The following is a 23,368-nucleotide window of genomic DNA, read 5'->3' as shown; positions in this document are numbered from 1 at the left end:
CCTGTTATTGATGGTTTACGCTGAGTAACGGTGCTCCCGCATTCACGGAGGTTGCCGCCACGGTCACCACTTCGCGGTACTCGTCGCTATTACTGATAATAATCGGGGTCGCCAGGTCGTATCCGGCATCGATAATCGCCTGACGATCAAACTCCAGCAGCAGATCCCCCGGCTGTACCTTGTCCCCCACCTTCACATGAGCGGTAAATGGCTTGCCGTCGAGCTTCACGGTGTCGATACCTACGTGGATTAACACTTCAATACCGTTGTCACTGAGCAGGCCGATGGCGTGTTTGGTCTGGAAAAGCGAAGCTACAACGCCAGCAAAAGGGGAAACCACTTTGTTATCTGAAGGAATAATGGCAACCCCGCTGCCCAGCAGGCCGCTGGCAAAGGTGGTATCCGGCACGTGATCGAGCGCCAGAACGGTACCGGTCATCGGGGATAACACGTCGTTTTCCCCGACCGACACTGCAGAATCAGGCATTGTGCGCCCCGGCATACCGGCCACCAGCGTCAGGCCACAGCTCAGTACCAGCGCAACCACCGTACCAATAACGCCGCCCCACAGCGTGGCATTCACCCCACCCGGCGGGATCATTTGTGCGATGGTAAAGATATTCGCGAAGCCGAAGGAATAAACGTGGGTATCGCTGAAGCCGACAATCGCCCCGCCGATAGCACCAGCGACACAACCAAAGATAAACGGACGGCGCAGCGGCAGGTTTACGCCATACACGGCTGGCTCGGTGATGCCAAAGATCCCGGCCGTGACGGATGAGCCTGCCAGCATTTTCTGGCGGGCATCGTGGGTACGCAGGAAAATGCCCAGCGCCGCACCCACCTGACCAAATACTGCTGGCAGCAACATGGGCAGCATCGAGTCATGCCCCAGTACCGCCAGGTTATTAATCATCAGCGGCACCAGCCCCCAGTGCAGGCCAAAAATTACGCATACCTGCCACAGTGCCCCCATTGCCGCCCCCGCCAGCCACGGTGCCAGCACATAGATCCCCTGATAGCTGTTCGCCAGTATCTGACTCAGCCAGGTCGCCAGCGGACCAATGACCAGGAACGTCAGTGGAACAGTAACGCCTAAACAGATCAGCGGAGCGAAGAAGTTTTTCATCGATGATGGCAGCCACCTGGTGCTCTGCTTTTCCAGCCAGCAGCTTACCCACGAAGCGAGAATAATCGGGATCACCGATGTGCTGTAGTTGAACCAGGTAACCGGAATACCAAGAAAGGCTTCCGATACCGCCCCCGGCTGTTGGCTCGCATTAAAGGCGGCGATCATCATCGGATGGGTAAGCGCCCCGCCGATCACCATGGTAATAAACGGGTTGCCGCCGAATTTTTTCCCGGCCGTATAGCCCAGCACCAGCGGGAAGAAGAAGAACAGCGCGTCGCTTGCGGCAAACCAGATTTTATAGGTGCCACTTTCAGTCGTGAGCCAGCCGCAAACCACGGCCAGCGCAAGCAGCCCTTTTAAAATACCGGACGCAGCAAGGATGCCAATAAACGGCGTGAAGATCCCGGAAACGATGTCGATCAGACGGCCCAGCAGGTTGCCTTTTTCCATCTTATCGTCCACCACAGGGGTATCATCTGTCAGCCCTGCTTCCTTGCGTACCGCCAGCCACACATCATGCACATGGTTACCAATCACGACCTGAAACTGACCGCCGCTTTCGACTACCATGATCACCCCCGGGTTTTTCTTTAACCCTTCCGCATCCGCTTTTTGATTCTCTTTCAGTTTGAAGCGAAGCCGGGTGGCGCAGTGAACAAGGCTGACGATGTTCGCTTTCCCGCCAACGTGCCCGAGAATATCCTGTGCTAAAGCCTGGTATTCCATCTCGATTTCCTTACATCCGATGCCCGAAGGCACCTGTTGACTGAGTACAAAATAAAAAAACCCGAGAACGGTCTTTTTTCAAAGACCGCACCCGGGTTTTGCCTGCATTATGCAGTAACAATCCCATTGTTGAGGCTTAGCGCCCCTCTTTTCTTACCCGCTCAATATGAATCGCGAGGAACATAATTTCTTCGGTTGTCAGCTCACGCTGATAGCTCTTATTCAGATGCTGCGCGATTTTCTCTGCGCATTTCCAGGCTTTAGCGTAATTGTCCTTTACCGCCGTATGCAACGAAACATCATCATCTTCTACCACGGTGCGGGTAAGCATCCGCTGAGCAAAAAATTTCAGATGGGTGACAAAACGCTGATAACTGAGCGACTCTTCGTCATACTCAAGCTGTAGCTGATACTTCACCAGTTGCAGGATCTCCTGCATCACCCGCGTCACGTGCATCACTTCCGGCATTTCGCTATTCAGTTGCGCCGTCACCAGATGCAGCGCGATAAACCCGGCTTCATCCTCCTCGAGTTCAACATTCAGGCGTTTGGCGATAATGGCCCGCGCCTCCTGCCCTAATTCGAACTCCTTCGGATAGAGACGTTTAATATCCCACAGCAGCACATTTTTGATTGCCAGCCCTTTCTTTTGGCGTTCAATCGCAAAGTAGCAGTGGTCCGTTAAGGTGATATACAAACTGTCCTGCAGTTTCCCCAGCCGCTGCGCTGCCTGCCCAATAATGCAGTCACAGGTGGTCATCACCTCAAGCGGGATCTGGCTGAGCAGCTCTCCGAGTCGACGCATCAACTCATCGCTTTGTAATGCAAACACCTTTTCAATAAGCGCGGTATCCAGTTCATCACCGACGCGTTTCTGGAACCCCAGCCCACGCCCCATCACGACCTGTTCACATCCGCGTTCATCCTGAACAACCACCACATTATTATTAAGAATTTTGGCGATTTTCATCGGAACCCCAGAAACAAAAAAACCTGACCTCCGGCAGATGCCAGAAAATCAGGTTTTGCCTGCCTAAGCAGTAACAATCCAGTTCTGGCACTCTATCAGTTTCATTCGTAGCCTCAATATGTCACGAGTTAGAAACGTGACGCAGATCGAACTTGCTACGGTGATCTCAGAAGGTCACCACCGTTTTCAGCTCAGTTACCCAGGCATCCTGCGTGTGGGAAACCCCACCAGGATGGTGCCAGTATTGAATGCCCGGCTGTAGCTCCAGCCATGACAGCGGACGAAAGCGATAGTAGAACTCACCGTTCAGCGAATGGTCCGGCACAGGATGGTATGCCGGATCGTTATAATCGGAAGCCCCGCTCAGGCTATTCAGGTAGCGTTGGTTGCGTGCGTACTGGCTGCTCATATCAATCCAGGTCAGACCGAAGCCAATCCAGTCTTGTGGACGCGCATTAAACAACCCACGGTATCGCAGAGAGGCTGCGTATACCTGGTGCATAGAGTTCGTGCGTTGATCGGCAAGACTCATGCTGAAAGAGGCGCTCAACCCACGATTCGGATCATTTTGATGTTGGGTCAGTTGCTGGTTTAGCCCGGCATACATAAACCAGGTGCGGTTGTGCTTATCAAATCCATCCGGGTCGCTCGCACCCGCCCCACCGGATTTACCCCGGTAAAAATCGGTTTGCGGCGCATTGGTAAACACTACGCCCAGATTGTACGCGCCCGGCAGACCGTTGATATGCGGACGCGCTTCGATTTCAACCGGGAGTAATATTCCTTTGCTGCCCTTTGTTGACCAGCTCCAGGCATGGCTGCGGCTTGACGCGTCCGGGTTTTGCTCCATCACACCGCCTTTTATGGTCAGCGTGGGCGTTACTTTATACGCTAGCGTGGAGCCCCAGGTATGTACGTTCCAGTTGTTCCAGGTCAGTGAGTTGGCAGATTTCCCGCCGCACTGCGAGAGCAACTGGAAGTCACACGGAATGATTTGATCAAAGGTTTGCACTTTGTTCATCATCCCGATGCGCCAGGTAAGACGCCGATCGTCAAAACTGCGGGCAAAGGTGAGCCAGCCCAGGCGGGTAATCGACTGCCCTCCCCAGCTTTCCTGGGTCAGGTCGTTAAAGTTAACGCGCGGATCCTGAACACGCCTGGTGGTGAGATCGTCATTGTGATTACGGTTGACGATATTTCCTTCGATCCGCGCATCCGGCACGCCTGTCCAGCGCTCCAGATCCTGATTAAAGGTCAGCGCAAACTGATCAATATACGCCACGTGAGAATCGTGGTTATAGCCGCCACCTCCGTTCCAGGCGATTTCGTTCAGATAGCCCAGATTATAAGTAAACCCGTTATCGTTAATGATCTTGCGGATGCCGCCCATATCGCCCAGGAGAGGGTCCGGTGGCGCTTCAAAACCTAACACCGTTCCATTCCATTCCTGTGCCCCTGATAAAGGGGGGAATGTTATTAAGGCGAGCGCGCACAGTGTAGTGTGTATATTTTTATATGCCATCATAACAACCTGTGAGTGAGTATTGAGTGCGTAAGCCGTCGCAGGAAAATTCTCTTTTCCTGTCGCGATTTAATTATTCATTTCAGTGAAAGACGTCAGTAAAAATTGTTACGCCAAATTTCTCTCCTGCGTAAATGACAGGCAAAAAAAAACCTAAGCGCTCCACAGCGATACGTGCTGTGAAACGCTTAGGTTTTGCCTGTTAACCAGTAACAATCCTGCGTTGAATACAGTGGCACCTTAACATCGTGGCGTCACGTTGAAAACCTGCTTTGTTTTATATTTTAAAAAAGTGTGAGCAAATTAACGCTTATTATTTGAACTGAATCACCCGTGCAATATCAGCGGAAGTCTGCAGCGTGCGGATCTCCTGAAATAACCCCAGCGCTTCACTGTACTCTTTGCGTAAATAACTGAGCCACTGCTTAATTCGCGCGACGTGATATAACCCGGTATCACCCTGTTTTTCGAGGCGACTGTATTTTTTCAGCAGCGCGACCACATCAGCCCACGGCATACGTGGTTCGTTATATTTAATCACCCGGCTGAGGTTTGGTACGTTAAGCGCGCCGCGGCCAATCATCACCGCATCGCAGCCAGTCTCTTTCAGGCACGCCTGCGCGCTTTCGTAATCCCAGATTTCCCCGTTGGCAATAACGGGAATGGTGAGTCTTTTGCGGATCTCGCCAATCGCCTGCCAGTTAATACGTTCGGCTTTATAGCCATCTTCTTTGGTGCGGCCATGCACCACCAGCTCAGTGGACCCGGCCTGCTGCACGGCATCGGCAATCTCAAATTGCCGCGCGTCGCTGTCCCATCCAAGACGCACCTTTACCGTCACCGGCAGATGCGACGGTACAGCCTCACGCATGGCTTTTGCGCCACGGTAAATCAGCTCCGGATCTTTCAGCAAGGTGGCACCGCCACCGCTGCCATTCACCAGTTTGGATGGGCAACCGCAGTTGAGATCAACCCCAAAGGAACCAAGCTCTACGGCACGAGCCGCGTTCTCCGCCAGCCATTCGGGATACTGACCCAGTAGCTGAATGCGCACCAGCGTGCCGGAAGAGGTGCGGCTCTGATGATGCAGTTCCGGGCAAAGGCGATAGAATGATTTTACTGGCAACAACATATCGACCACGCGCAAAAACTCCGTCACGCAGAGATCGTAGTCGTTCACCTCGGTCAGAAGCTCGCGCACGAGAGAGTCGAGCACGCCTTCCATTGGGGCCAGTAAAACACGCATAGCAGTACCTGTGAAAAAAGACGCGCTATAGTAGCCGCTCTCCCGGCGTGAGGAAAGCCCGGCGGTTAACCCGGTGAGGTTATACCAGACGTTCCATTTCGGAATGTCTGGTATGCTCAAAATTCATGATGTGATCCGTGGCACATTTTTAGGTTTAATTGTATGATGAATGCGTTTCATCAAGGACTTTCACCATGAGAAAATCATTGAACATTATCTGGCAATATCTTCGCGCATTCGTCCTGATTTACGCCTGCCTGTATGCCGGAATCTTTATCGCATCCCTGCTTCCCATCACCATTCCCGGCAGCATCATCGGAATGTTGATCCTCTTTGTTTTGCTGGCATTGCAAATTCTGCCTGCCAGATGGGTTAACCCTGGCTGCTTTGTCCTTATTCGCTATATGGCGCTGCTGTTCGTGCCTATCGGCGTCGGGGTTATGCAGTATTTTGATTTGCTCCAGGCGCAGTTCGGACCCATTGTGGTCTCCTGCGCGGTCAGTACGCTGGTGGTTTTCCTGGTAGTAAGCTGGAGTTCGCATCTGGTGCATGGCGAACGTAAAGTGGTTGGGCAGAAAGGAACAAAACAATGATGGCCAATATCTGGTGGTCGCTGCCGTTAACGCTGGCAGTGTTCTTCGCCGCACGCAAACTCGCCGCACGTTTCAAAATGCCGTTACTTAATCCGCTGCTGGTGGCGATGGTGGTGATTATCCCGTTCCTGCTTCTCACCGGCATTCCTTATGAACGCTACTTTGCCGGCAGCAAAATTTTGAACGACCTTCTGCAGCCGGCCGTGGTGGCGCTCGCCTTTCCTTTATATGAGCAATTGCACCAGATCCGCGCCCGCTGGAAATCCATCATTACCATCTGTTTTGTCGGGAGCCTGGTGGCGATGATCACCGGCACCTCGGTGGCGCTGTTGATGGGCGCGTCTCCGCAAATTGCGGCCTCTATTCTGCCTAAGTCGGTCACCACGCCTATCGCGATGGCCGTGGGCGGCAGCCTGGGGGGGATTCCGGCCATCAGCGCCATGTGTGTGATATTCGTGGGGATCCTCGGCGCGGTCTTTGGACATACCCTGCTGAATGCGATGCGTATCCATACCAAAGCGGCACGAGGTCTGGCGATGGGTACCGCGTCGCACGCCCTGGGCACCGCGCGCTGCGCTGAACTGGATTATCAGGAAGGGGCGTTTAGCTCACTCGCACTGGTGATCTGCGGGATTATCACCTCCCTGCTCGCACCGTTTATTTTCCCGCTGATTGTGGCGGTCATGGGTTAAAATTTGCGATGCGTCGCGCAAATTTCATTTTGTTTTCATAAGTTGCATACATAATGAGAAGTGGATCACATATAAAGCCCCAGCGGCTCCGTAAACTACCGATCCATTAACCTTTATGAGGCAAACGCCATGCATCCACGTTTTCAAGCTGCTTTCGCCCAGCTTGCAGAGAATGTGCAATCAGCTCTGGCCCCGATTCTGGCGGATGAGCATTTCCCGGCCCTGCTGACGGCTGAACACGTCACGGCACTGAAAGAAGCCACAGGGCTGGACGACGACGCGCTGGCCTTCGCGCTGCTGCCGCTGGCGGCAGCCTGCGCCCGCGCCGATCTCTCTCATTTCAACGTCGGTGCGATTGCACGCGGCGTAAGCGGAACCTGGTACTTCGGTGGCAACATGGAGTTCCTCGGCGCGACCATGCAGCAGACCGTTCACGCGGAACAAAGCGCCATCAGCCACGCCTGGCTGCGCGGTGAACAAGCGCTGAGCGCCATTACCGTTAACTACACCCCTTGCGGCCACTGCCGCCAGTTCATGAACGAGCTGAACAGCGGGCTGGAGTTACGCATCAATCTGCCAGGCCGTGCGCCGCATACCCTCGGGGATTACCTGCCTGACGCGTTTGGTCCGAAAGATCTCGACATCAAAACGCTGCTGATGGATGAACAGGATCACGGTTTTGCCCTTTCCGGTGATGCGCTGAGCGAAGCCGCGATTCGTGCGGCGAACAAGAGCCACACGCCATACAGTCACTCCCCAAGCGGTGTGGCGCTGCAGTGTCGTGATGGTCGCATCTTCACCGGAAGCTATGCCGAAAACGCCGCCTTTAACCCGACGCTGCCACCGCTTCAGGGCGCCCTGAATTTGCTGAGCCTCAATGGCTATGACTACCCGGACATTCAGCGCGCTATTCTGGCAGAGAAAGCCGACGCGCCGTTGATCCAGTGGGATGCCACCGCCGCAACGCTGAAAGCGCTCGGCTGCTCAACTATTGACCGTTTTTTGCTTGCGTAATGCCTCCGGCGGGCAGAAATGCCCGCCGCTTTGCTGAAAAACCCCTCAGTTGATTCGCTGTTTCTTGCGCTAACCAGGCGGGTAAAGTAGCCTGAGTTAAATTTCACCTTCGGTACGAGCCATCTGCATGTTAAAGCGCGCTTTTTACAGCCTGTCTGTCCTGGTCGGCATACTGCTGTTGATCGTGCTGGGTCTTGATCGCTGGATGAGCTGGAAAACGGCTCCGTATATCTTTGACGACCTGCAGGACCTGCCCTATCGTCAGGTCGGCGTTGTGCTGGGTACCGCCAAGTATTACCGCACCGGGGTGATTAATCAGTATTACCGTTACCGCATTCAGGGCGCGCTGAACGCGTATAACAGCGGCAAAGTGAATTACCTGCTGCTGAGCGGCGATAATGCGCTGCAAAGCTATAACGAACCGGTCACCATGCGCAAAGACCTGATTGCCGCTGGCGTCGATCCGGCCGATATCGTGCTCGACTACGCCGGGTTCCGTACTCTGGATTCCATTGTGCGTACGCGCAAGGTGTTCGATACCAACGATTTCATCATCATCACCCAACGCTTCCACTGCGAACGGGCGCTGTTTATCGCGCTGCATATGGGTATCCAGGCGCAGTGCTACGCCGTGCCGTCGCCTAAAGATATGCTGAGCGTCCGCGTACGTGAGTTTGGCGCGCGTTTTGGCGCTCTGGCCGATCTGTACATCTTCAAACGTGAACCGCGCTTTTTAGGTCCGCTGGTACCCATTCCGGCGATGCATGAAGTGCCGGAAGATGCGCAGGGCTACCCGGCCGTCACGCCAGAACAACTGCTTGATATGCAGAAAAAAGAGAAAAAATAGCCTCGCCTTTATACTTTCTTTATACCGGGCGTAACGCTTTTTATCCCGCCTTTACGCCGCCCCTTTTAAGCTGAGTTCACTGCCGCTACGGCTTCATTGAAGAATGACTATGAACTCAATAATGAATGCGTTTTTCCTGAAAAATATCCGCCCCTATTTTAACTTCCCGGGTTTATCACTCCCGACGGCGCTCAACGCTGGCCTCTGGCTTGATGACAAACTTGATGCCATGCAGCACAACCTCTCGCTGGAAGTGGCGGATTACCTGGAACGTTACCCGCAGACAAAACATATTGACGTTTACCTGAACGATATCAATGGCATTATGCGCGGCAAGCGGCTCTCGGTGGAAAGCATGCTGAATCTGGAAAAAGGCTGTTACTTCCCCCTCTCCGTCTACTCCATGGACCATAAAGGCAAAATAGCCGCCCCGCTTGATGATGAGCCCGACCGGCTCTGCGTTCCCGTCGGCGGTTCCCTGCGCCCCTGTTCGCAAGACCCTCAGCATAACGCGCAGATCCTGCTGACCATGAAAGAGAGCGACGGCAAACCGTGCCCGCTTGAGCCAAGGGTGATATTGCAAAACGTTCTGGCTCGTTTCCATCAGCACGGGCTCTTCCCGGTGATTGCCCCGGAAATTGAGTTTTATCTGACCGGACGCGGCACGCAGGATCCACAAAATCAGGGCTGCTTTCATATGGATACCTCAACGGCACACGCGGCGCTGTTTGACGAGCTGGAACAGTTGGCGCACCTGCAGCGTATCCCCCTGACCGGGATCGTGGCCGAGGCCGAATCCGGCCAGTTTGAGTTAAACCTGAAGCATAGCCATCGCGTCGTTGAAGTCTGCGATAATGTGCTGGCCCTGCGACGTCTGACCCGCTACGTTGCGGAGAAACAGGGTCTGCAGGCCAGCTTTATGGCCAAACCGTTCAGCCAGCAGTCCGGCAGCGGTTTGCACTTCCATTTCAGCCTGAACGATATTCATGGCGAAAACGTATTCGCGTCTCCGGTGGAAGCGCTGAACAGCATGATGCGCCTCTGCATCGCTGGCCAGCTGGCGCTGATGCCCGCCTCCATCGCCATTCTCGCCCCTGGCGTTAACGCATTCCGCCGCCTGCGTAAAAACCTCACGGAACCGCTATTTAACTCCTGGGGCTATAACACCCGCTCCGCCGCGCTGCGTATTCCCTGCTCTGATGACCATAACCGGCGTATTGAGTACCGGCTGGCCGGGGCTGATGCTAACCCGTATCTGGTGGCGGCAACGCTTCTGAGCGGAATGCTGTACGGGCTGGAAAATTTTGACGAGCAGGATTTACCTGAACCTCAGCAGGACGGGCCGGATCTGCCGCTGTTTCAGCAGGAGGCGATCGAGACATTTGCACGCTGTCAGTATCTTACCGACAGCCTTGGAGAGGCTTTTTCTCAACAGTGGGTTGCCTGCAAACTCTCCGAGCTCGACTGGTTCGAGAGCATCGTCACCCGGGAGGAGTCGAGTCTGGCATGAAGCACAAAAAAGCCCGCTCGATGAGCGGGCCAGGTAATGCCAGAGGCGATTATTTTTTACGCGCGTATTTGAGTGAATCCAGGGCGACCGCAAAGATGATGATGCCGCCTTTGATGATGTACTGCCAGTACGGGTTCACGCCGATGTAGGTCAGACCGTAGTTGATTACGGTAAAGATGATGACACCGGTCACCACGCCGAACACGGTACCCACGCCGCCGCTAAAGGAGACGCCGCCGACCACACAGGCTGCGATCGCATCCAGTTCGTACATGAAGCCCAGGTTGTTCGTTGCAGAGCCGATACGGCCCGCTTCCAGCATCCCACCAAAGGCGTAGAACACACCTGACAGGGCATAGATCATCAGCAGGTTCAGGGCAACGTTGACGCCGGATACTTTCGCCGCTTCCGGGTTACCGCCGATAGCGAAAATGTTTTTACCGAAGCGGGTTTTGTTCCACAGGATCCAGACAAAAGCGACGGCAATCAGGGCGTAGAAGGTAATGTACGACAGGCGGAAACTGCCCAGCGCGATAAACCCTTGCGTAAAGGTCGAGAACCCGCTGTCGAAGCCAGAGATTGGCGACGCCCCCACGAAGTCGTAGTACAGGGAGTTGATACCGTAAACGATGATCATCGTACCTAAGGTGGTGATAAATGGCGTCACGTTCAGGTAAGCGATAATGATGCCGTTAATCAGACCAATCACTGCGCCGATCGCACAGACAATCAGGATCACCACGAAAATGGGCATGGTCGCCATTTCCGGGAACACCTTGTTGGCGTTTTCCATCGACTGCAGCAGCGTTGCCGCGATAACCGCCGCGAGGCCAACCTGACGTCCCGCTGACAGGTCAGTCCCCTGCGTCACGATAAGTCCCGCCACGCCCAGCGCGATAATAATACGCACGGAGGACTGGGTCAGGATGTTACTGAGGTTCAACAGGCTTAAGAACGTAGGGTCCTGGAAAATGATGATAGCCAGCAGTACTAAAAGAACAACGTAAATACCGCCTTCTTTCAGGTAAGTGAGAAAACTTTTTTTATTTAACGCACTCATGAGGAGCCCCTGATCTTAAAGGTGCAAAGACGCAAGACGCAAAATTTCGTTTTGCGTTGTCGTTTTGGTGTCAACAATACCGGCAACGAGACCATTGCTCATAACCAGAATACGATCTGTGATCCCTAACAATTCCGGCATTTCGGAAGAAATAATAATGATCCCTTTATTCTTTTTCGCCAGCTCGGCAATCAGTTGATAAATCTCAAACTTCGCGCCGACGTCAATACCGCGGGTCGGTTCATCCAGCATCAGGATTTCTGGCTGGGTTAATAACCAACGGCCAATAATGACCTTCTGCTGGTTACCGCCTGACAGCGAACCAATTTGCGTGCGGTGACCTGGCGTTTTGACGCGCATGGAGTCAATCACCCACTGGGTATCGCTCTTCATGCGGGAGTTATCCAGCAGCCCGACTTTGTTTTTATAGTTGCGAATATTGGAAATTAACGAGTTAAAGTTAATATCCAGATACGCATAAATACCGGTCGAACGACGCTCTTCCGTGACCAGCGCAAAACCATTATTAATGGCTTCGTTAGCGCTGTGGTTATTGATTTTCTTACCGTGCAGCGTGATGGTGCCCGCGGCTTTCTCACGAATACCGAACAGGGTTTCGACAATATCAGTACGTTTTGCCCCGACCAGACCTGCGATACCGAGAATTTCGCCTTTATGCAGGTCAAAAGAGACGTCGCGAATAGACGGCTGACGCAGCGAGGTGAGATTGCGAACCTCAAGGATCACTTCACCCGGCTTGTTCTCTTTGTCCGGGAAGCGCTGGTTCAGAGAGCGCCCCACCATCATGGCGATGATCTTGTCCATATCCAGCCCTTCGAGAGGCTGGGTGGCAATCCACTGGCCATCGCGCAGGATGGTAATCTCATCACACAGCTGGAAGATCTCTTCCATTTTGTGAGAGATATAAACAATGCCGCAGCCGCGGTCTTTGAGCTTACGAATAATGGTAAAAAGGTGGTTAACCTCTTTTTCCGTTAATGACGATGTCGGTTCGTCCATGATGACGATTTTCGCATCATAGGAGAACGCTTTGGCAATTTCGATCATCTGCATTTGGGACACGGATAACGTTCCCACGCGGGCGCGCGGATCGATATCAATATCCAGTTCATCGAAAATCGCTTTGGTGTCACGATACATTTTATCCTGATCGACAAAGACACCTTTGGTCGGATAACGGCCCAACCACATGTTATCCATAACAGAACGCTGCAGCACCAGGTTTAATTCCTGGTGAACCATTGAGATACCGTTTTCCAGTGCTTCTTTTGCTGAATGGAAATCGATCTCTTTCCCCTGAAAAAGAATGCTGCCAGAATCTTTTTGATAGATCCCAAAAAGACATTTTAATAATGTTGATTTACCTGCGCCGTTCTCCCCCATTAATGCATGAATAGAGTGAGGACGAACTTTTAAATTAACATTATCGAGTGCCTTAACCCCGGGAAATGACTTGTTGATAGCGCTCATTTCCAACAAGTATTCACCAGATGACTGAGTATTTGTGCTGACCATAATTATACCTTGTTGGCCTCGCATATCGCGTTATAAAAGGGCGCAACAAGTTGCGCCCAGTGAAGACAATTCAAATAACTTATTTACCGATAAACTCAGCCAGGTTGGACTGGTCTACGCCGACGTAAGGTACGCGAACGATTTTGTTTTCAATTTTCCAGGTCGTACCGTCTGCCGCACCTTTGCCATCGGCCAGGTTTTTCGCCAGATCGAAGGTTGCTTTCGCCTGGTTGTTGGCATCGTTCAGCACGGTCCCGGCCATTGCACCGGATTTCACCAGGGCCAGAGCTTCTGGCAGCGCATCCACACCGAACACAGGAATGGCTGATTTGTTGTGCGCTTTCAGCGCTTCTACCGCACCCATAGCCATCGCATCGTTGTTGGCAATTACCACTTCGATTTTGTTAGCGTTCGGGCCGGACAGCCACGCGTCCATCTTATCTTTCGCCTGAGCGGTATCCCACATCGCGGTATCTAATGCCAGCTGCTGGGTTTTCAGGCCCTTATCATTCAGCTCTTTGATAACGTAAGTGGTACGGGCTTCAGCATCCGGATGGCCTGGTTCGCCTTTCAGCAGCACGAACTGGATCTGGCCGTCTTTGTTCAGGTCCCAGTTCGGGTTCGCCGCCCAGTGTTTAGCGATCAGATCGCCCTGAATAATGCCGGACTCTTTGGAGTCAGTACCGACGTAAAACGCTTTGTCATAGCTGTCCAGCGCTTTACGGGAAGGTTCTTTGTTGAAGAAGACAATCGGCACATTCTGGCCGCGCGCTTTTTCAATGACCGTGCCTGCCGCAGCGGGGTCAACCAGGTTGATGGCCAGTGCCTTCACGCCTTTTGCCAGCAGAACGTCGATCTGGTCGTTCTGTTTGGACTGGTCGTTCTGGGAGTCATTCATCAGCAGCTGAACATCTGGCGCTGCTTTAGCATCTTTCTCGATAGCTTTACGGACAACAGACATGAAGTTGTCGTCGTATTTATAGATGGTCACACCAATACGGGTATCCGCAGCGTGCGCTGCTGCACCAAAAAGCATGCTTGCCATTACAGCAGACAGGGTCAACACCTTCTTATTCATGGTATCTCCGGTTTTTTTTATGCAGGGTAGTTCTTGTGAATAACGATCGGCAGGCAGGTGTTAATGAAACGTTACTGACAGCCGAAGTTCACTTATAAAATTTCTATCTTCCGTGTTCGGTAACGCTCCAGAAATGCGTTTTATTCGTTGTTTGCGGCACATTGGCTATGGTGAAAGTGATTAATCACTGTTACATAGCGTTTCAGCCCCTAAAACGCTGACATCATAGTCAGCGCCTTGTTAAGATACTGTGAATTTACTCACAGATTGAAAACGGTTACATCAGCTGATGTAATCAGTTAGTGATCGGAACCACAATTTGCCGGGCAGCGACAGAATGTCGACGCACTAAAGTCGGCATGAAACAGTGTGTTGCGCCCGGATCCAGCAGCCCTGCCGCCCCCTGTAACGCCAGCTCAGTGGCCAGTTTGGCCATAGAGGCAATGGGGTAACGCACGGTGGTCAGCTGCGGGTCGGTGTAACGGGCAATGGGAATATCATCAAAACCAATCAACGATAAATGCTGTGGCACCGCAATGCCGTTATCCTTCAGCGCAGTCAGCGCCCCGGCCGCCATGTTATCGTTATAGGCAAACACGGCAGACAGCTGCAGATTACGGCCCAGTAACTCCACCATCGCCGCCTCCCCGCCCTGCATATCCGGCGTTCCGGTTCCGACCCAGCTTTCAGACGGCGTAATACCCTGTTCTTTAAGGGCGTTTTGCCAGCCTTCGCGCCGCAGCTCATCATCTTCAATATGATGGCTGGAGGCCAAAAAACCGATCCGCTGATGCCCGTTGTTGATGAGCATTTTGGTGGCCATCATCGCCCCGCTGACGTTATCCAGCCCGACGCAGCGGTGGGCATACCCTGGCACAATACGGTTGATCAGCACCATGCCCGGGATTTGCTCCATAAACCCGGAAATTTCGTCATCGCTTAAGGCTTTTGAGTGCACAATCAGTGCGTTACAACGCTGGCGGATCAGCACTTCAATCGCATGACGCTCTTTTTCTGCCTCGTGATAGCTGTTGCCAATCAGCACGTATTTCTGATGCTGCTGAGCGACAACGTCTACCGCTTTAACCAGCGCACCGAAAAAGGCATCAGAGACATCCATCACCACCACGCCAATGGTATCGCTGACCTGCGTGGCAAGCGCCTGCGCATTGGCATTAGGGCGATAACCCAGCTGGGTCACGGCTTTCATTACGGTTTCGCGGGTGTCAGGGCTGACCAGCGCGCTGTTGTTCAGCACGCGTGAGACGGTAGCCACGGAAACACCCGCCTGACGGGCGACGTCACGAATGGTGATCATATTCACCATCCTTCAAAGGATTGCAGCAACTCACAGACACCCCCTGTGTTTAGCAAGGTGGCTATTTTGGCAGCGAGAGAAAGGGGACTACGTGAAGAAGCTCACACAGATGAAAACGTTTACATCCGTTTTGTTAATGATTGTGATCCAGATCGTTATCTGGATGTATTTCTCAATGATACCCCTGAAGCATGTGCGGTTAACTGACGCCACACCCACTCCAGCGGCCCCTGGCGGAAATAACGCAGCCAGAGAACAGAAAACGCCAGGTTAACCATCCAGACCGGGATAATAAACGCCAGCAGCGAAAGCCGGTCGAATTTAATAAACAGGCCAAACCGATAGAAAAGCGTGGTGCATATCAGCGTCTGCAGAATGTAATTGCTGAGGGCCATACGGCCTACGCAGGCAATGGCACTGACAATCCATGCGCGACACATTTGTGGCCAGAAGCCGTAAATGAGTGCCGCATAGCCAATCGTCTGGAAGGGCGCGCTCAGCTCGCGCGGGACCTGAAGCAGAAACGCACACCAGCGGTAGTTCCAGTGCAGATGCCACTGCATGATCACGGCCGGCAGATTAATCAGCACGCCGAGAAGAATTAACCCGGCTCCCGTCAGGCGATAGTGGCGAAGGGAAAACTCCCCTTTCAGCCAGCCGGTACGCATCAGTGATGCCCCCATCAGCATCATCCCTGCCAGCTGCCAGCCATACTGCGCCCCCAGCGCCAGCAGGTTATCGCCAAGCATATCCGCACGGTTGCTTATCGCTTCCGTGCCTCCTTTCAGCTTCCAGTACTGCTCGTACTGAAGGTTGGCAGCATCGGGGATCCATGAACGGTTTGCCGCATCACCGGAGATTATCCCCAGCAGTAACAGCACGCCAAGGCCCATGACGTATAGCATCACGCCCGTGTTAAACAGGCTTTTTACGCTGTGCGCATCGCGAATGAGCCGCCAGCAAATCAGCCCGACTAAGCCATAGGCGAGAAGAATGTCGCCATCCCAGAAGAACAGCCCGTGAATAAAGCCGAGGATCACCAGCAACGTCAGACGCGACTGGATCCAGCGCGTGCCGCGCCTGAGCAGTAGCTGCAGGCCCGCGCCAAACAGCAGGGCAAACAGAGTGAGGAATTTGACCTGGGCAAAGAGATCGAGGATGGCCCACGTCCAGGCATCGCTGCGGGTGATGTCGCCATACCACGCAGGATTGAGATACGCCGCCTTCGGCAAGCCGAAGGCGCTGATGTTAAGCAGCAGGATACCGAGAATGGCGACGCCTCGAACAAAATCGAGCGTGACGTTTCGCTCCATGTAGCCTGCCCTGTCAGATTAGTTGTGGTGACGCACGGCGCGCAGAAACTCCTGGCGGGTGTTCTGGCTGGATTTAAACAGACCGCCCAGCGACGTCGTGGTGGTCGCACTGGTGGCATCACGCACGCCGCGCGCTTTCACACAGTAGTGAACGGCGTCGATAGATACTGCCACGTTATTGGTGCCCAGCAGCGTTTGCAGCGCGGTCAGGATCTGCTGCGTCAGACGCTCCTGCACCTGTGGACGCTGAGCAAAGAACTGCACGATGCGGTTGATCTTCGACAGACCAATCACCGTATCTTTAGGAATATAAGCCACGGTCGCTTTACCGTCGATGGTCACGAAGTGGTGTTCGCAGGTACTGGTTAACGTGATATCACGTACCGTTACCATCTCATCCACCTTCATCTTGTTTTCAATGACGGTGATTTTCGGGAAATTGGCGTAATCCAGGCCGGAGAAAATTTCGTCAACGTACATTTTTGCGATACGGTGCGGCGTCTCCATCAGACTGTCGTCGCTCAGATCGAGATTCAGCAGTTGCATGATCTCGGTCATATGCCCAGCAATCAGATGCTTACGGGTTTCATTGTCCAGTTCCTGAACGGGTGGACGCAGTGGCGTTTCAAGACCACGCGCAACCAGAGCTTCGTGAACCAGGGCTGCTTCTTTACTGAGTGATGGCATTCTTTTCTCCTGCAGGTGTGGCGTCTTTTGCCCTCGTTGTGGCAAAAGTGTGCGCTCATTGTGCGTGAGGCGGCGCACATAATCCAGTATTCACGACGATAATTATTGCAATTGCTGTTGCCTTTCGGCCTGACGATCCCAGACCAGTGCGCCGCCGATGAACAGCGCGACGCCCGCCAGCCCCAGCGCAGGCTCCAGTCGGTGCGTGAGCCACGTCGATAACGCCGACGTTACCGGGCCAATCAACTGACCGATGGCATAACCGGTAGTAAGCAGTCCCGCCATGTAGCGCGTGTGATCTGGTGCCAGCTCGCGTCCATAAAGTAAAGAGAGCTGAACGGCACACAAGAACCCGCCCCCAACGAGCAAGCCGCCGGTCAGTAACCCGCCAATCCCCGGCAACAGCCAGGCTGCCAGTACGCCGGCCCCCTGCAACCACAATACGATAGCCAGCCTGCGGTTTGAGGTTGAGGTGTGGCGTAAAACGATGCTGAGCGCAATGCCCGCCACGGCGGCAATACCGAATATCGGCCAGACAAACTGGGCAAACAGACTGCCGGGAAAACGCACGGCCGCCATTTGCGATAAAAAGGTCGCCGGAAGGATATAGCCAAACCCGGCCAGGCTGTAGCTCCAGACCAGGCGCTTTAAATTCTTCGTCAGGACGAGCGGTTCCGGTGCGCTGCCCGGCCGGTGAAGTTGACCCACCCGCGGCAGATACCGGGCCACCAGTGCGATAAGCACCAGTGCCAGCACGCCGTAGATTTGCCATGCTGCACCGGCGGAAAGCGCCTTGGCCTGGATATAGACGGCAAGCAGCCCGCTGAGCGCAATACCTGCACCTGGCCCGGCAAATACCGCGGCGCTGAGACCCGGTTTCCCCAGTTGTCCCAGCCGCTCGTTGGTCCAGGCGGCAATCAGCACCATCGACCAGCCGCTCATGCAGCCAATCACAAAGCGCAGCAGGCCATGTACCACGGCGTTATCGGCCGCAGCGGAAAGCAGCGTCAGCGCAACTGCACCAAAAATACCCAACCAGAGGCGTGTTTCAACGAAGCGGTGCGCACGCATTGCATCCCATGCTCCCACCAGATAGCCCAGATAGTTCATCGCCGCCACCAGGCCCGCGCTGGTGAGCGTGAGTTGCCCGGCGGCAATCATTAGCGGCACCTGAGGGGTAAAAGCAAAGCGCCCTATCCCCATCGCTACCACCAGAACCACAAACCCACTGAGCGCGATACGCAGCGCCATGACCGCTCCAATTGTTAAAGAAAAGTTAATTTATGATGCCGCATCTTACCGCCCTGCGAAAGTGAAAGTTACTCACAGGTAAATGAAAACTCTGTATTATGGGCCGAGTAAATAGCAATTCGTATTAAGGAGCCCTGCATGGAACTGCTCGAAGAGCATCGTTGTTTTGAAGGTCGACAGCAGCGCTGGCGGCACGACTCCAGCGTACTGAACTGTGCCATGACGTTCAGCATTTTTTTGCCGCCAACTGAAACGGGCGTAAAGCCACCCGTGCTGTTCTGGCTGTCCGGCTTAACCTGTACCGACGAAAACTTCACCACGAAAGCGGGCGCGCAGCATATTGCGGCTGAACTGGGGATTGCGCTGGTCATGCCTGATACCAGCCCGCGTGGCGATGATGTCGCCGATGATGCCGGGTACGATCTGGGCAAAGGCGCCGGATTCTACCTGAACGCGACAGAGCAGCCCTGGGCACGTCATTACCGCATGTATGATTACATTCGTGACGAACTGCCTGCGCTGGTTCAGGCCGAATTTGAGGTAAGCGACCGCTGCGCCATTAGCGGACACTCCATGGGTGGACACGGCGCGTTGATCATGGCGCTGAAAAACCCGGGAAAATACACCAGCGTGTCGGCATTTGCTCCGATTGTGAACCCCACCCAGGTGCCATGGGGTCAGAAAGCCTTCACCCATTATCTGGGCAGTGACACGGATAAATGGCAGGCGTGGGACAGCTGTGCGCTGATGCTGGCCAGCAACACGGGGGACGCCATCCCGACGCTGATCGATCAGGGCGATGCGGATCAGTTCCTCGCCGGTCAGCTACAACCTGCGGTTCTGGCCGAAGCGGCACGCCAGAAGGACTGGCCGCTGACGCTGCGTATCCAGCCAGGGTATGACCACAGCTATTACTTTATGGCGTCATTTATTGAAGATCATCTCCGCTTCCATGCGGCGCATCTGTTTAAGTAAGTTCCTCCCTTCTTGCCCGGTGGCGCTCCGTCTGCCGGGCCTCAAAACCCTATCCCTTTGAATAAAAGCCAGTTTCACCAATCGATATAAAAACACAAATGATTTCGATTATCATTTGTGTTTACAATTTCACATTCTTTTGTACAATTCCAGGCTCTTCTCCATCACAAAGAGTTCTTACAAGACAAATACATACAGTTCTCAGGGTTACCCGATGGAGTGTTTTTCTTTTTGATATGGAATGTTCAAATGACAATACCACGCGTTACGTTACTGGCTGTTGCCATCAGCGCCGCCATGCTCTCCCCTCTTGCTCACGCAGCCGACCCAGATACCGTGGTGGTGACCGCCACGGGTTTTGAGCAAAAAATCCAGAATGCCCCGGCCTCTATCTCCGTCATTTCAAAGCAGCAGATTGAAGACAAGGCTTACCGCGATGTGACCGATGCGCTAAAAGATGTCCCGGGCGTCGTCGTCACGGGCGGCGGAAGCAGCAGCGATATCAGCATTCGCGGCATGGCGTCCCAGTACACCTTGTTCCTGGTCAATGGCAAGCGCGTCAGCACACGCAGCACGCGCCCGAACAGCGATAACTCGGGCATTGAGCAAGGCTGGCTACCGCCGCTGGAGTCTATCGAGCGCATCGAAGTGATCCGCGGGCCCATGTCATCGCTCTATGGCTCAGATGCAATGGGCGGCGTAATCAACATCATTACCAAAAAAGTCTCGAATACCAAAGCCTGGACCGGATCGTTACACGGCGATGCCACGTTCCAGGAGAACCATGATTCCGGGGATATCTTCCAGACCAACGCCTACGCTTCCGGCCCGTTAATTGACGGACTGCTCGGTGCAAAAGTGACAGGCCTGCTCTCACGTCGCGCGGAAGATCAGATCCTGAACGGTTTCAATGAGCAGAAAATGCGTAACGGCGGGATCACGCTGAACTTTACCCCGGACGAGCAGAACGATTTTGACCTCGATTTTGCCCGCGAACTTCAGGACCGGAACAGCACGCCGGGCAAGTCGAAAGCGACTGAAACCTGCCGCGGGACAACCTGCACGCCAAACAGCAAAAGCGAAACCCGCTACGAACATACGACCTATTCCCTTACCCACAGCGGTTACTACAGCGACTTCAACACTACCAGCTACATCCAGCAGGAAAAGACCAATAACCCGGTTCGCAAAATGCGTTCGTATAACACCACTTTCAACAACCAGAACCAGATCTTCCTCGGCGACCATACCCTGACCCTCGGCGGTCAATATCGCTATGAGAAGCTGCGTGACAACGGTAACCAGCTTGAGGCGGCGGACGGGCTCAACAAACTGACGCGCTGGAGCTGGGCGCTGTTTGCTGAAGATGAGTGGGCGATGACCGATAGCTTCACGGCGACCGGTGGTCTGCGTATGGATAAAGACCAGAACTATGGCACCAACTGGACGCCTCGCGGTTATGGGGTGTGGCACCTTGCAGAACAGTGGACGTTAAAAGGGGGCGTTTCTGCCGGCTACCGTGCACCGGATCTGCGTCAGTCCTCCGCCAACTGGGGTCAGGCAACGGGCGGCGGTCGGCTGGATGGCATGATCGTGGGTAACCCGGACCTCAAGCCGGAGAAGAGCCTGAGCGAAGAGATCGCCCTGCTCTGGGATAACAATGACAATCTTAACGCCGGCGTTACGCTGTTCAATACCGACTTCAAAAACAAAATCACTGAAGTACGTCGCTGTAACAGCAGTGCCGACCCTGCCTGTACGATTGGCGGCCATGCCTACGATTTTGTCAGCGACCGGGTCAACGTCGATAAAGCCAACATGCGCGGTGTGGAATCCACTTTCGGCTGGAAAATCACCCGTGATGTTAACTGGACGGCTAACTACACCTATACCGAATCCGAGCAGAAGAGCGGTCAGTTCTCCGGTAAGCCACTGAATAAAATGCCTAAGCATATGTTCAACACCACGCTGGACTGGCAGGCCACGCAGGATGTGGGCTTCTGGAGCCGCCTGAACTTCCGCGGCAAATCTTCTGAGTATCTCAGCCGGACCTCAATGTCACAGGGCACACCGTCTTACACGCAGGTTGATGTGGGTCTGCGTTATAACGCCAATAAGAACCTGCTGGTAACCGCAGGCGTGTATAACGTGCTGGATAAACAGATTGATTACGAGACTTACGATACCGTACTTGATGGCCGCCGTTACACTGTCGGCATGACCTACAGCTTCTGATCGCCAATAAAAAAGCCCGCTCAACCGAGCGGGCTAAAAGAGAGGAAGTGCGGTTATTGTTTTACGCGTCCCGGGAATTCCATTTCACTGTAGCGAACAAAGCGCGTCCCCTTCGTCAGTTTGTAACCAAACCAGATTATCAGGAACAGCGGAATACCGATGTAGGTCGCCGTTACACCACCCCAGTCAATACGGTCCGCAAGGAACGCTTCATAGTTCTGTCCCAGCGTAATAATCAGGCACAGAATGAAGGCGAAAATAGGCCCCAGAGGGAAGAACCCTGAGCGATACGGCAGGTCATTAATGTCATGACCTTGCATAACGTAACCGCGACGGAAGCGATAGTGGCTGATAGCAATCCCGAGCCAGGCGATAAAGCCCGTCATACCGGACGTATTGAGCAGCCACAGGTACACCGTCTGGTTGCCAAACATGGAGGTCAGGAAGCACAGACCGGCAATCACCGTTGTGGCATACAGGGCGTTACGCGGTACGCCGCCACGGGACAGCTTAGAAAAGATGCGTGGCGCTTTGCCGTCGCATGCCAGGGTATAGAGCATACGGGTAGACGCGTACATGCCGGAGTTACCCGCTGAGAGCACGGCGGTCAGGATAACGGCGTTCATCACCGCCGCGGCGGAGAGCAGACCGGCATGCTGGAAGACCAGCGTGAACGGGCTAACGCTGATGTCTTTCACATCATTGCGCAGCAGGCTTGGATCGGTGTAAGGAATGATCAGGCTGATAATCAAAATCGCAAACACATAGAACAGCAGGATACGCCAGAATACCTGACGCACCGCGCGTGGAATGTTCTTCTCCGGGTTCTCGGATTCACCGGCAGCAATACCGATCAGCTCGGTTCCCTGGAAGGAGAAGCCGACAATCATCGCCACGCCAATCATGGCCGAGAATCCACCCGCAAATGGCGCATCGCCAATGCTCCAGTTACTCCATCCTGCAGGTTGAGCGCCTTTGAAAATACCAACGATCATCGCCACACCGACGACGATAAAGATGATGACGGTTGCCACTTTGATCAAAGAGAACCAGTATTCCGCTTCGCCAAAACCACGCACGGAGATGTAGTTGAGCAGGAAGATCACCGCCAGGAACAGCGCACTCCAGATCCAGCCTGGCGTGTCCGGGAACCACCAGTTCATCACCAATTGTGCGGCGACCAGGTCAACGGCGATAGTAACGGCCCAGTTGTACCAGTAGTTCCAGCCCAGCGCGAAGCCGAAGCCTTCTTCAACGTATTTTTGACCGTAGGTCGAAAACGAACCGGATACCGGCATGTACGCCGCCAGTTCGCCCAGACTGGTCATCAGGAAGTACACCATCAGGCCAATCAGGATATAAGAGAAAAGTGCCCCACCCGGGCCGGCTGCCGAAATTGTTGCGCCAGAGGCAACAAAAAGACCTGTACCGATTGAACCGCCGATAGCGATCATCGTCAGGTGACGCGCCTTAAGTTCGCGACGTAGCGCGGGCGCTTCTGTGGTTTTAATTTCTGAAACCATGTGAAAATGCTGTCCCTTCAACAAATGAGGCGCGATTGTAGCAGACGATACGCGTTCCTTCCGGCAGAAATGCTCAGTTATAAGAGAGCTTCATGACTCGGCCAGGATTATAAGTAAAGCACGCATCTGCATCTCCCCTC

General features: G+C 53.9%; 19 protein-coding genes. 7 read left to right on the top strand and 12 right to left on the bottom strand.

The window, feature by feature from the left end:
- Positions 1–4: 4 nt before the first annotated feature.
- The 4 genes from bglF to dusC form a co-directional block, all read right to left on the bottom strand.
- A complete protein-coding gene (gene bglF / locus AB6731_RS00875; protein WP_040017986.1) occupies positions 5–1,858 on the bottom strand; it encodes a PTS beta-glucoside transporter subunit IIABC in 1,854 nt (617 codons plus the stop codon).
- 136 nt (positions 1,859–1,994) lie between these two features.
- Positions 1,995–2,828, bottom strand: coding sequence for a BglG family transcription antiterminator LicT (gene licT, locus AB6731_RS00870; RefSeq protein WP_014170897.1), 834 nt, complete (start codon positions 2,826–2,828; stop codon positions 1,995–1,997).
- A 166-nt stretch (positions 2,829–2,994) separates the two neighbouring features.
- A complete protein-coding gene (locus AB6731_RS00865) occupies positions 2,995–4,350 on the bottom strand; it encodes a carbohydrate porin (RefSeq protein WP_047366482.1) in 1,356 nt (451 codons plus the stop codon).
- 313 nt (positions 4,351–4,663) lie between these two features.
- Positions 4,664–5,596, bottom strand: coding sequence for a tRNA dihydrouridine(16) synthase DusC (gene dusC / locus AB6731_RS00860; RefSeq protein WP_371005758.1), 933 nt, complete (start codon positions 5,594–5,596; stop codon positions 4,664–4,666).
- A gap of 194 nt (positions 5,597–5,790) precedes the next feature.
- Between dusC and AB6731_RS00855 the strand changes: the two genes are divergently transcribed.
- The 5 genes from AB6731_RS00855 (at position 5,791) to AB6731_RS00835 (ending at position 10,252) form a co-directional block, all read left to right on the top strand.
- Positions 5,791–6,189: a CidA/LrgA family protein gene (locus AB6731_RS00855; RefSeq protein WP_020883202.1), complete on the top strand. Its 399-nt coding sequence runs from the start codon at positions 5,791–5,793 to the stop codon at positions 6,187–6,189.
- The gene (locus tag AB6731_RS00850; RefSeq protein WP_014170901.1) at positions 6,186–6,881 is read left to right on the top strand and encodes a CidB/LrgB family autolysis modulator; all 696 of its coding nucleotides are present in this window, start codon (positions 6,186–6,188) and stop codon (positions 6,879–6,881) included. Before AB6731_RS00855 ends, AB6731_RS00850 begins: the two co-directional genes overlap by 4 nt.
- A gap of 129 nt (positions 6,882–7,010) precedes the next feature.
- Positions 7,011–7,895, top strand: a complete 885-nt coding sequence (cdd, locus tag AB6731_RS00845; protein WP_371005757.1) for a cytidine deaminase — start codon at positions 7,011–7,013, stop codon at positions 7,893–7,895.
- 127 nt (positions 7,896–8,022) lie between these two features.
- Positions 8,023–8,742, top strand: a complete 720-nt coding sequence (gene sanA, locus AB6731_RS00840) for an outer membrane permeability protein SanA (RefSeq protein WP_014170903.1) — start codon at positions 8,023–8,025, stop codon at positions 8,740–8,742.
- Positions 8,743–8,863: 121 nt separating this feature from the next.
- A complete protein-coding gene (locus AB6731_RS00835; protein WP_371006123.1) occupies positions 8,864–10,252 on the top strand; it encodes a glutamine synthetase family protein in 1,389 nt (462 codons plus the stop codon).
- 49 nt (positions 10,253–10,301) lie between these two features.
- Here AB6731_RS00835 and mglC read toward each other — a convergent pair whose 3' ends face one another.
- The 7 genes from mglC to AB6731_RS00800 all read right to left on the bottom strand — a co-directional run bounded on the left by mglC (position 10,302) and on the right by AB6731_RS00800 (position 18,495).
- Positions 10,302–11,312 carry a galactose/methyl galactoside ABC transporter permease MglC gene (gene mglC / locus AB6731_RS00830; protein ID WP_014170905.1) on the bottom strand — a complete coding sequence of 337 codons (1,011 nt, stop codon included), beginning with the start codon at positions 11,310–11,312 and terminating at the stop codon, positions 10,302–10,304.
- A 15-nt stretch (positions 11,313–11,327) separates the two neighbouring features.
- Complete coding sequence (mglA, locus tag AB6731_RS00825; protein ID WP_020883197.1) at positions 11,328–12,848, bottom strand: galactose/methyl galactoside ABC transporter ATP-binding protein MglA; 1,521 nt, start codon at positions 12,846–12,848, stop codon at positions 11,328–11,330.
- Between the two features lie 79 nt (positions 12,849–12,927).
- The gene (gene mglB / locus AB6731_RS00820) at positions 12,928–13,926 is read right to left on the bottom strand and encodes a galactose/glucose ABC transporter substrate-binding protein MglB (protein WP_014170907.1); all 999 of its coding nucleotides are present in this window, start codon (positions 13,924–13,926) and stop codon (positions 12,928–12,930) included.
- 295 nt (positions 13,927–14,221) lie between these two features.
- A complete protein-coding gene (gene galS, locus AB6731_RS00815; RefSeq protein WP_020883196.1) occupies positions 14,222–15,244 on the bottom strand; it encodes an HTH-type transcriptional regulator GalS in 1,023 nt (340 codons plus the stop codon).
- 155 nt (positions 15,245–15,399) lie between these two features.
- Positions 15,400–16,557: a DUF418 domain-containing protein YeiB gene (yeiB, locus tag AB6731_RS00810; RefSeq protein WP_371005756.1), complete on the bottom strand. Its 1,158-nt coding sequence runs from the start codon at positions 16,555–16,557 to the stop codon at positions 15,400–15,402.
- An 18-nt stretch (positions 16,558–16,575) separates the two neighbouring features.
- Positions 16,576–17,244, bottom strand: a complete 669-nt coding sequence (folE, locus tag AB6731_RS00805; protein WP_020883194.1) for a GTP cyclohydrolase I FolE — start codon at positions 17,242–17,244, stop codon at positions 16,576–16,578.
- A 102-nt stretch (positions 17,245–17,346) separates the two neighbouring features.
- Entirely contained in the window at positions 17,347–18,495 is a 1,149-nt protein-coding gene (locus AB6731_RS00800; RefSeq protein WP_020883193.1) for a YbfB/YjiJ family MFS transporter, read from the bottom strand.
- Between the two features lie 138 nt (positions 18,496–18,633).
- Here AB6731_RS00800 and fghA point away from each other — a divergent pair, with 138 nt between their 5' ends.
- Together fghA and AB6731_RS00790 are read left to right on the top strand one after the other, a co-directional pair.
- Positions 18,634–19,470 carry an S-formylglutathione hydrolase gene (gene fghA, locus AB6731_RS00795; RefSeq protein ID WP_371005755.1) on the top strand — a complete coding sequence of 279 codons (837 nt, stop codon included), beginning with the start codon at positions 18,634–18,636 and terminating at the stop codon, positions 19,468–19,470.
- 249 nt (positions 19,471–19,719) lie between these two features.
- A complete protein-coding gene (locus tag AB6731_RS00790; RefSeq protein WP_371005754.1) occupies positions 19,720–21,705 on the top strand; it encodes a ligand-gated channel protein in 1,986 nt (661 codons plus the stop codon).
- 53 nt (positions 21,706–21,758) lie between these two features.
- Here the strand turns inward: AB6731_RS00790 and AB6731_RS00785 are convergent, their stop codons facing one another.
- Positions 21,759–23,228, bottom strand: coding sequence for an amino acid permease (locus tag AB6731_RS00785; protein ID WP_020883191.1), 1,470 nt, complete (start codon positions 23,226–23,228; stop codon positions 21,759–21,761).
- Positions 23,229–23,368 lie beyond the last annotated feature (140 nt).

Source organism: Enterobacter sp. RCC_40 (assembly GCF_041360735.1).
Taxonomy (GTDB): Bacteria; Pseudomonadota; Gammaproteobacteria; order Enterobacterales; family Enterobacteriaceae; genus Enterobacter; species Enterobacter ludwigii.
Note: the sequence above shows the minus strand (reverse complement) of the source record. Positions and strands in the feature narration are given on the sequence as shown.

Bases quoted from the DNA above. Each gene is read 5' to 3' on its own strand.
- folE (WP_020883194.1), bottom strand. From the start codon at position 17,244: ATGCCATCACTCAGTAAAGAAGCAGCCCTGGTTCACGAAGCTCTGGTT.
- AB6731_RS00850 (WP_014170901.1), top strand. From the start codon at position 6,186: ATGATGGCCAATATCTGGTGGTCGCTGCCGTTAACGCTGGCAGTGTTC.
- AB6731_RS00800 (WP_020883193.1), bottom strand. From the start codon at position 18,495: ATGGCGCTGCGTATCGCGCTCAGTGGGTTTGTGGTTCTGGTGGTAGCG.
- fghA (WP_371005755.1), top strand. From the start codon at position 18,634: ATGGAACTGCTCGAAGAGCATCGTTGTTTTGAAGGTCGACAGCAGCGC.
- AB6731_RS00790 (WP_371005754.1), top strand. From the start codon at position 19,720: ATGACAATACCACGCGTTACGTTACTGGCTGTTGCCATCAGCGCCGCC.
- bglF (WP_040017986.1), bottom strand. From the start codon at position 1,858: ATGGAATACCAGGCTTTAGCACAGGATATTCTCGGGCACGTTGGCGGG.
- sanA (WP_014170903.1), top strand. From the start codon at position 8,023: ATGTTAAAGCGCGCTTTTTACAGCCTGTCTGTCCTGGTCGGCATACTG.
- licT (WP_014170897.1), bottom strand. From the start codon at position 2,828: ATGAAAATCGCCAAAATTCTTAATAATAATGTGGTGGTTGTTCAGGAT.
- yeiB (WP_371005756.1), bottom strand. From the start codon at position 16,557: ATGGAGCGAAACGTCACGCTCGATTTTGTTCGAGGCGTCGCCATTCTC.
- galS (WP_020883196.1), bottom strand. From the start codon at position 15,244: ATGATCACCATTCGTGACGTCGCCCGTCAGGCGGGTGTTTCCGTGGCT.
- dusC (WP_371005758.1), bottom strand. From the start codon at position 5,596: ATGCGTGTTTTACTGGCCCCAATGGAAGGCGTGCTCGACTCTCTCGTG.
- mglB (WP_014170907.1), bottom strand. From the start codon at position 13,926: ATGAATAAGAAGGTGTTGACCCTGTCTGCTGTAATGGCAAGCATGCTT.
- mglA (WP_020883197.1), bottom strand. From the start codon at position 12,848: ATGGTCAGCACAAATACTCAGTCATCTGGTGAATACTTGTTGGAAATG.
- cdd (WP_371005757.1), top strand. From the start codon at position 7,011: ATGCATCCACGTTTTCAAGCTGCTTTCGCCCAGCTTGCAGAGAATGTG.
- mglC (WP_014170905.1), bottom strand. From the start codon at position 11,312: ATGAGTGCGTTAAATAAAAAAAGTTTTCTCACTTACCTGAAAGAAGGC.
- AB6731_RS00865 (WP_047366482.1), bottom strand. From the start codon at position 4,350: ATGGCATATAAAAATATACACACTACACTGTGCGCGCTCGCCTTAATA.
- AB6731_RS00835 (WP_371006123.1), top strand. From the start codon at position 8,864: ATGAATGCGTTTTTCCTGAAAAATATCCGCCCCTATTTTAACTTCCCG.
- AB6731_RS00785 (WP_020883191.1), bottom strand. From the start codon at position 23,228: ATGGTTTCAGAAATTAAAACCACAGAAGCGCCCGCGCTACGTCGCGAA.
- AB6731_RS00855 (WP_020883202.1), top strand. From the start codon at position 5,791: ATGAGAAAATCATTGAACATTATCTGGCAATATCTTCGCGCATTCGTC.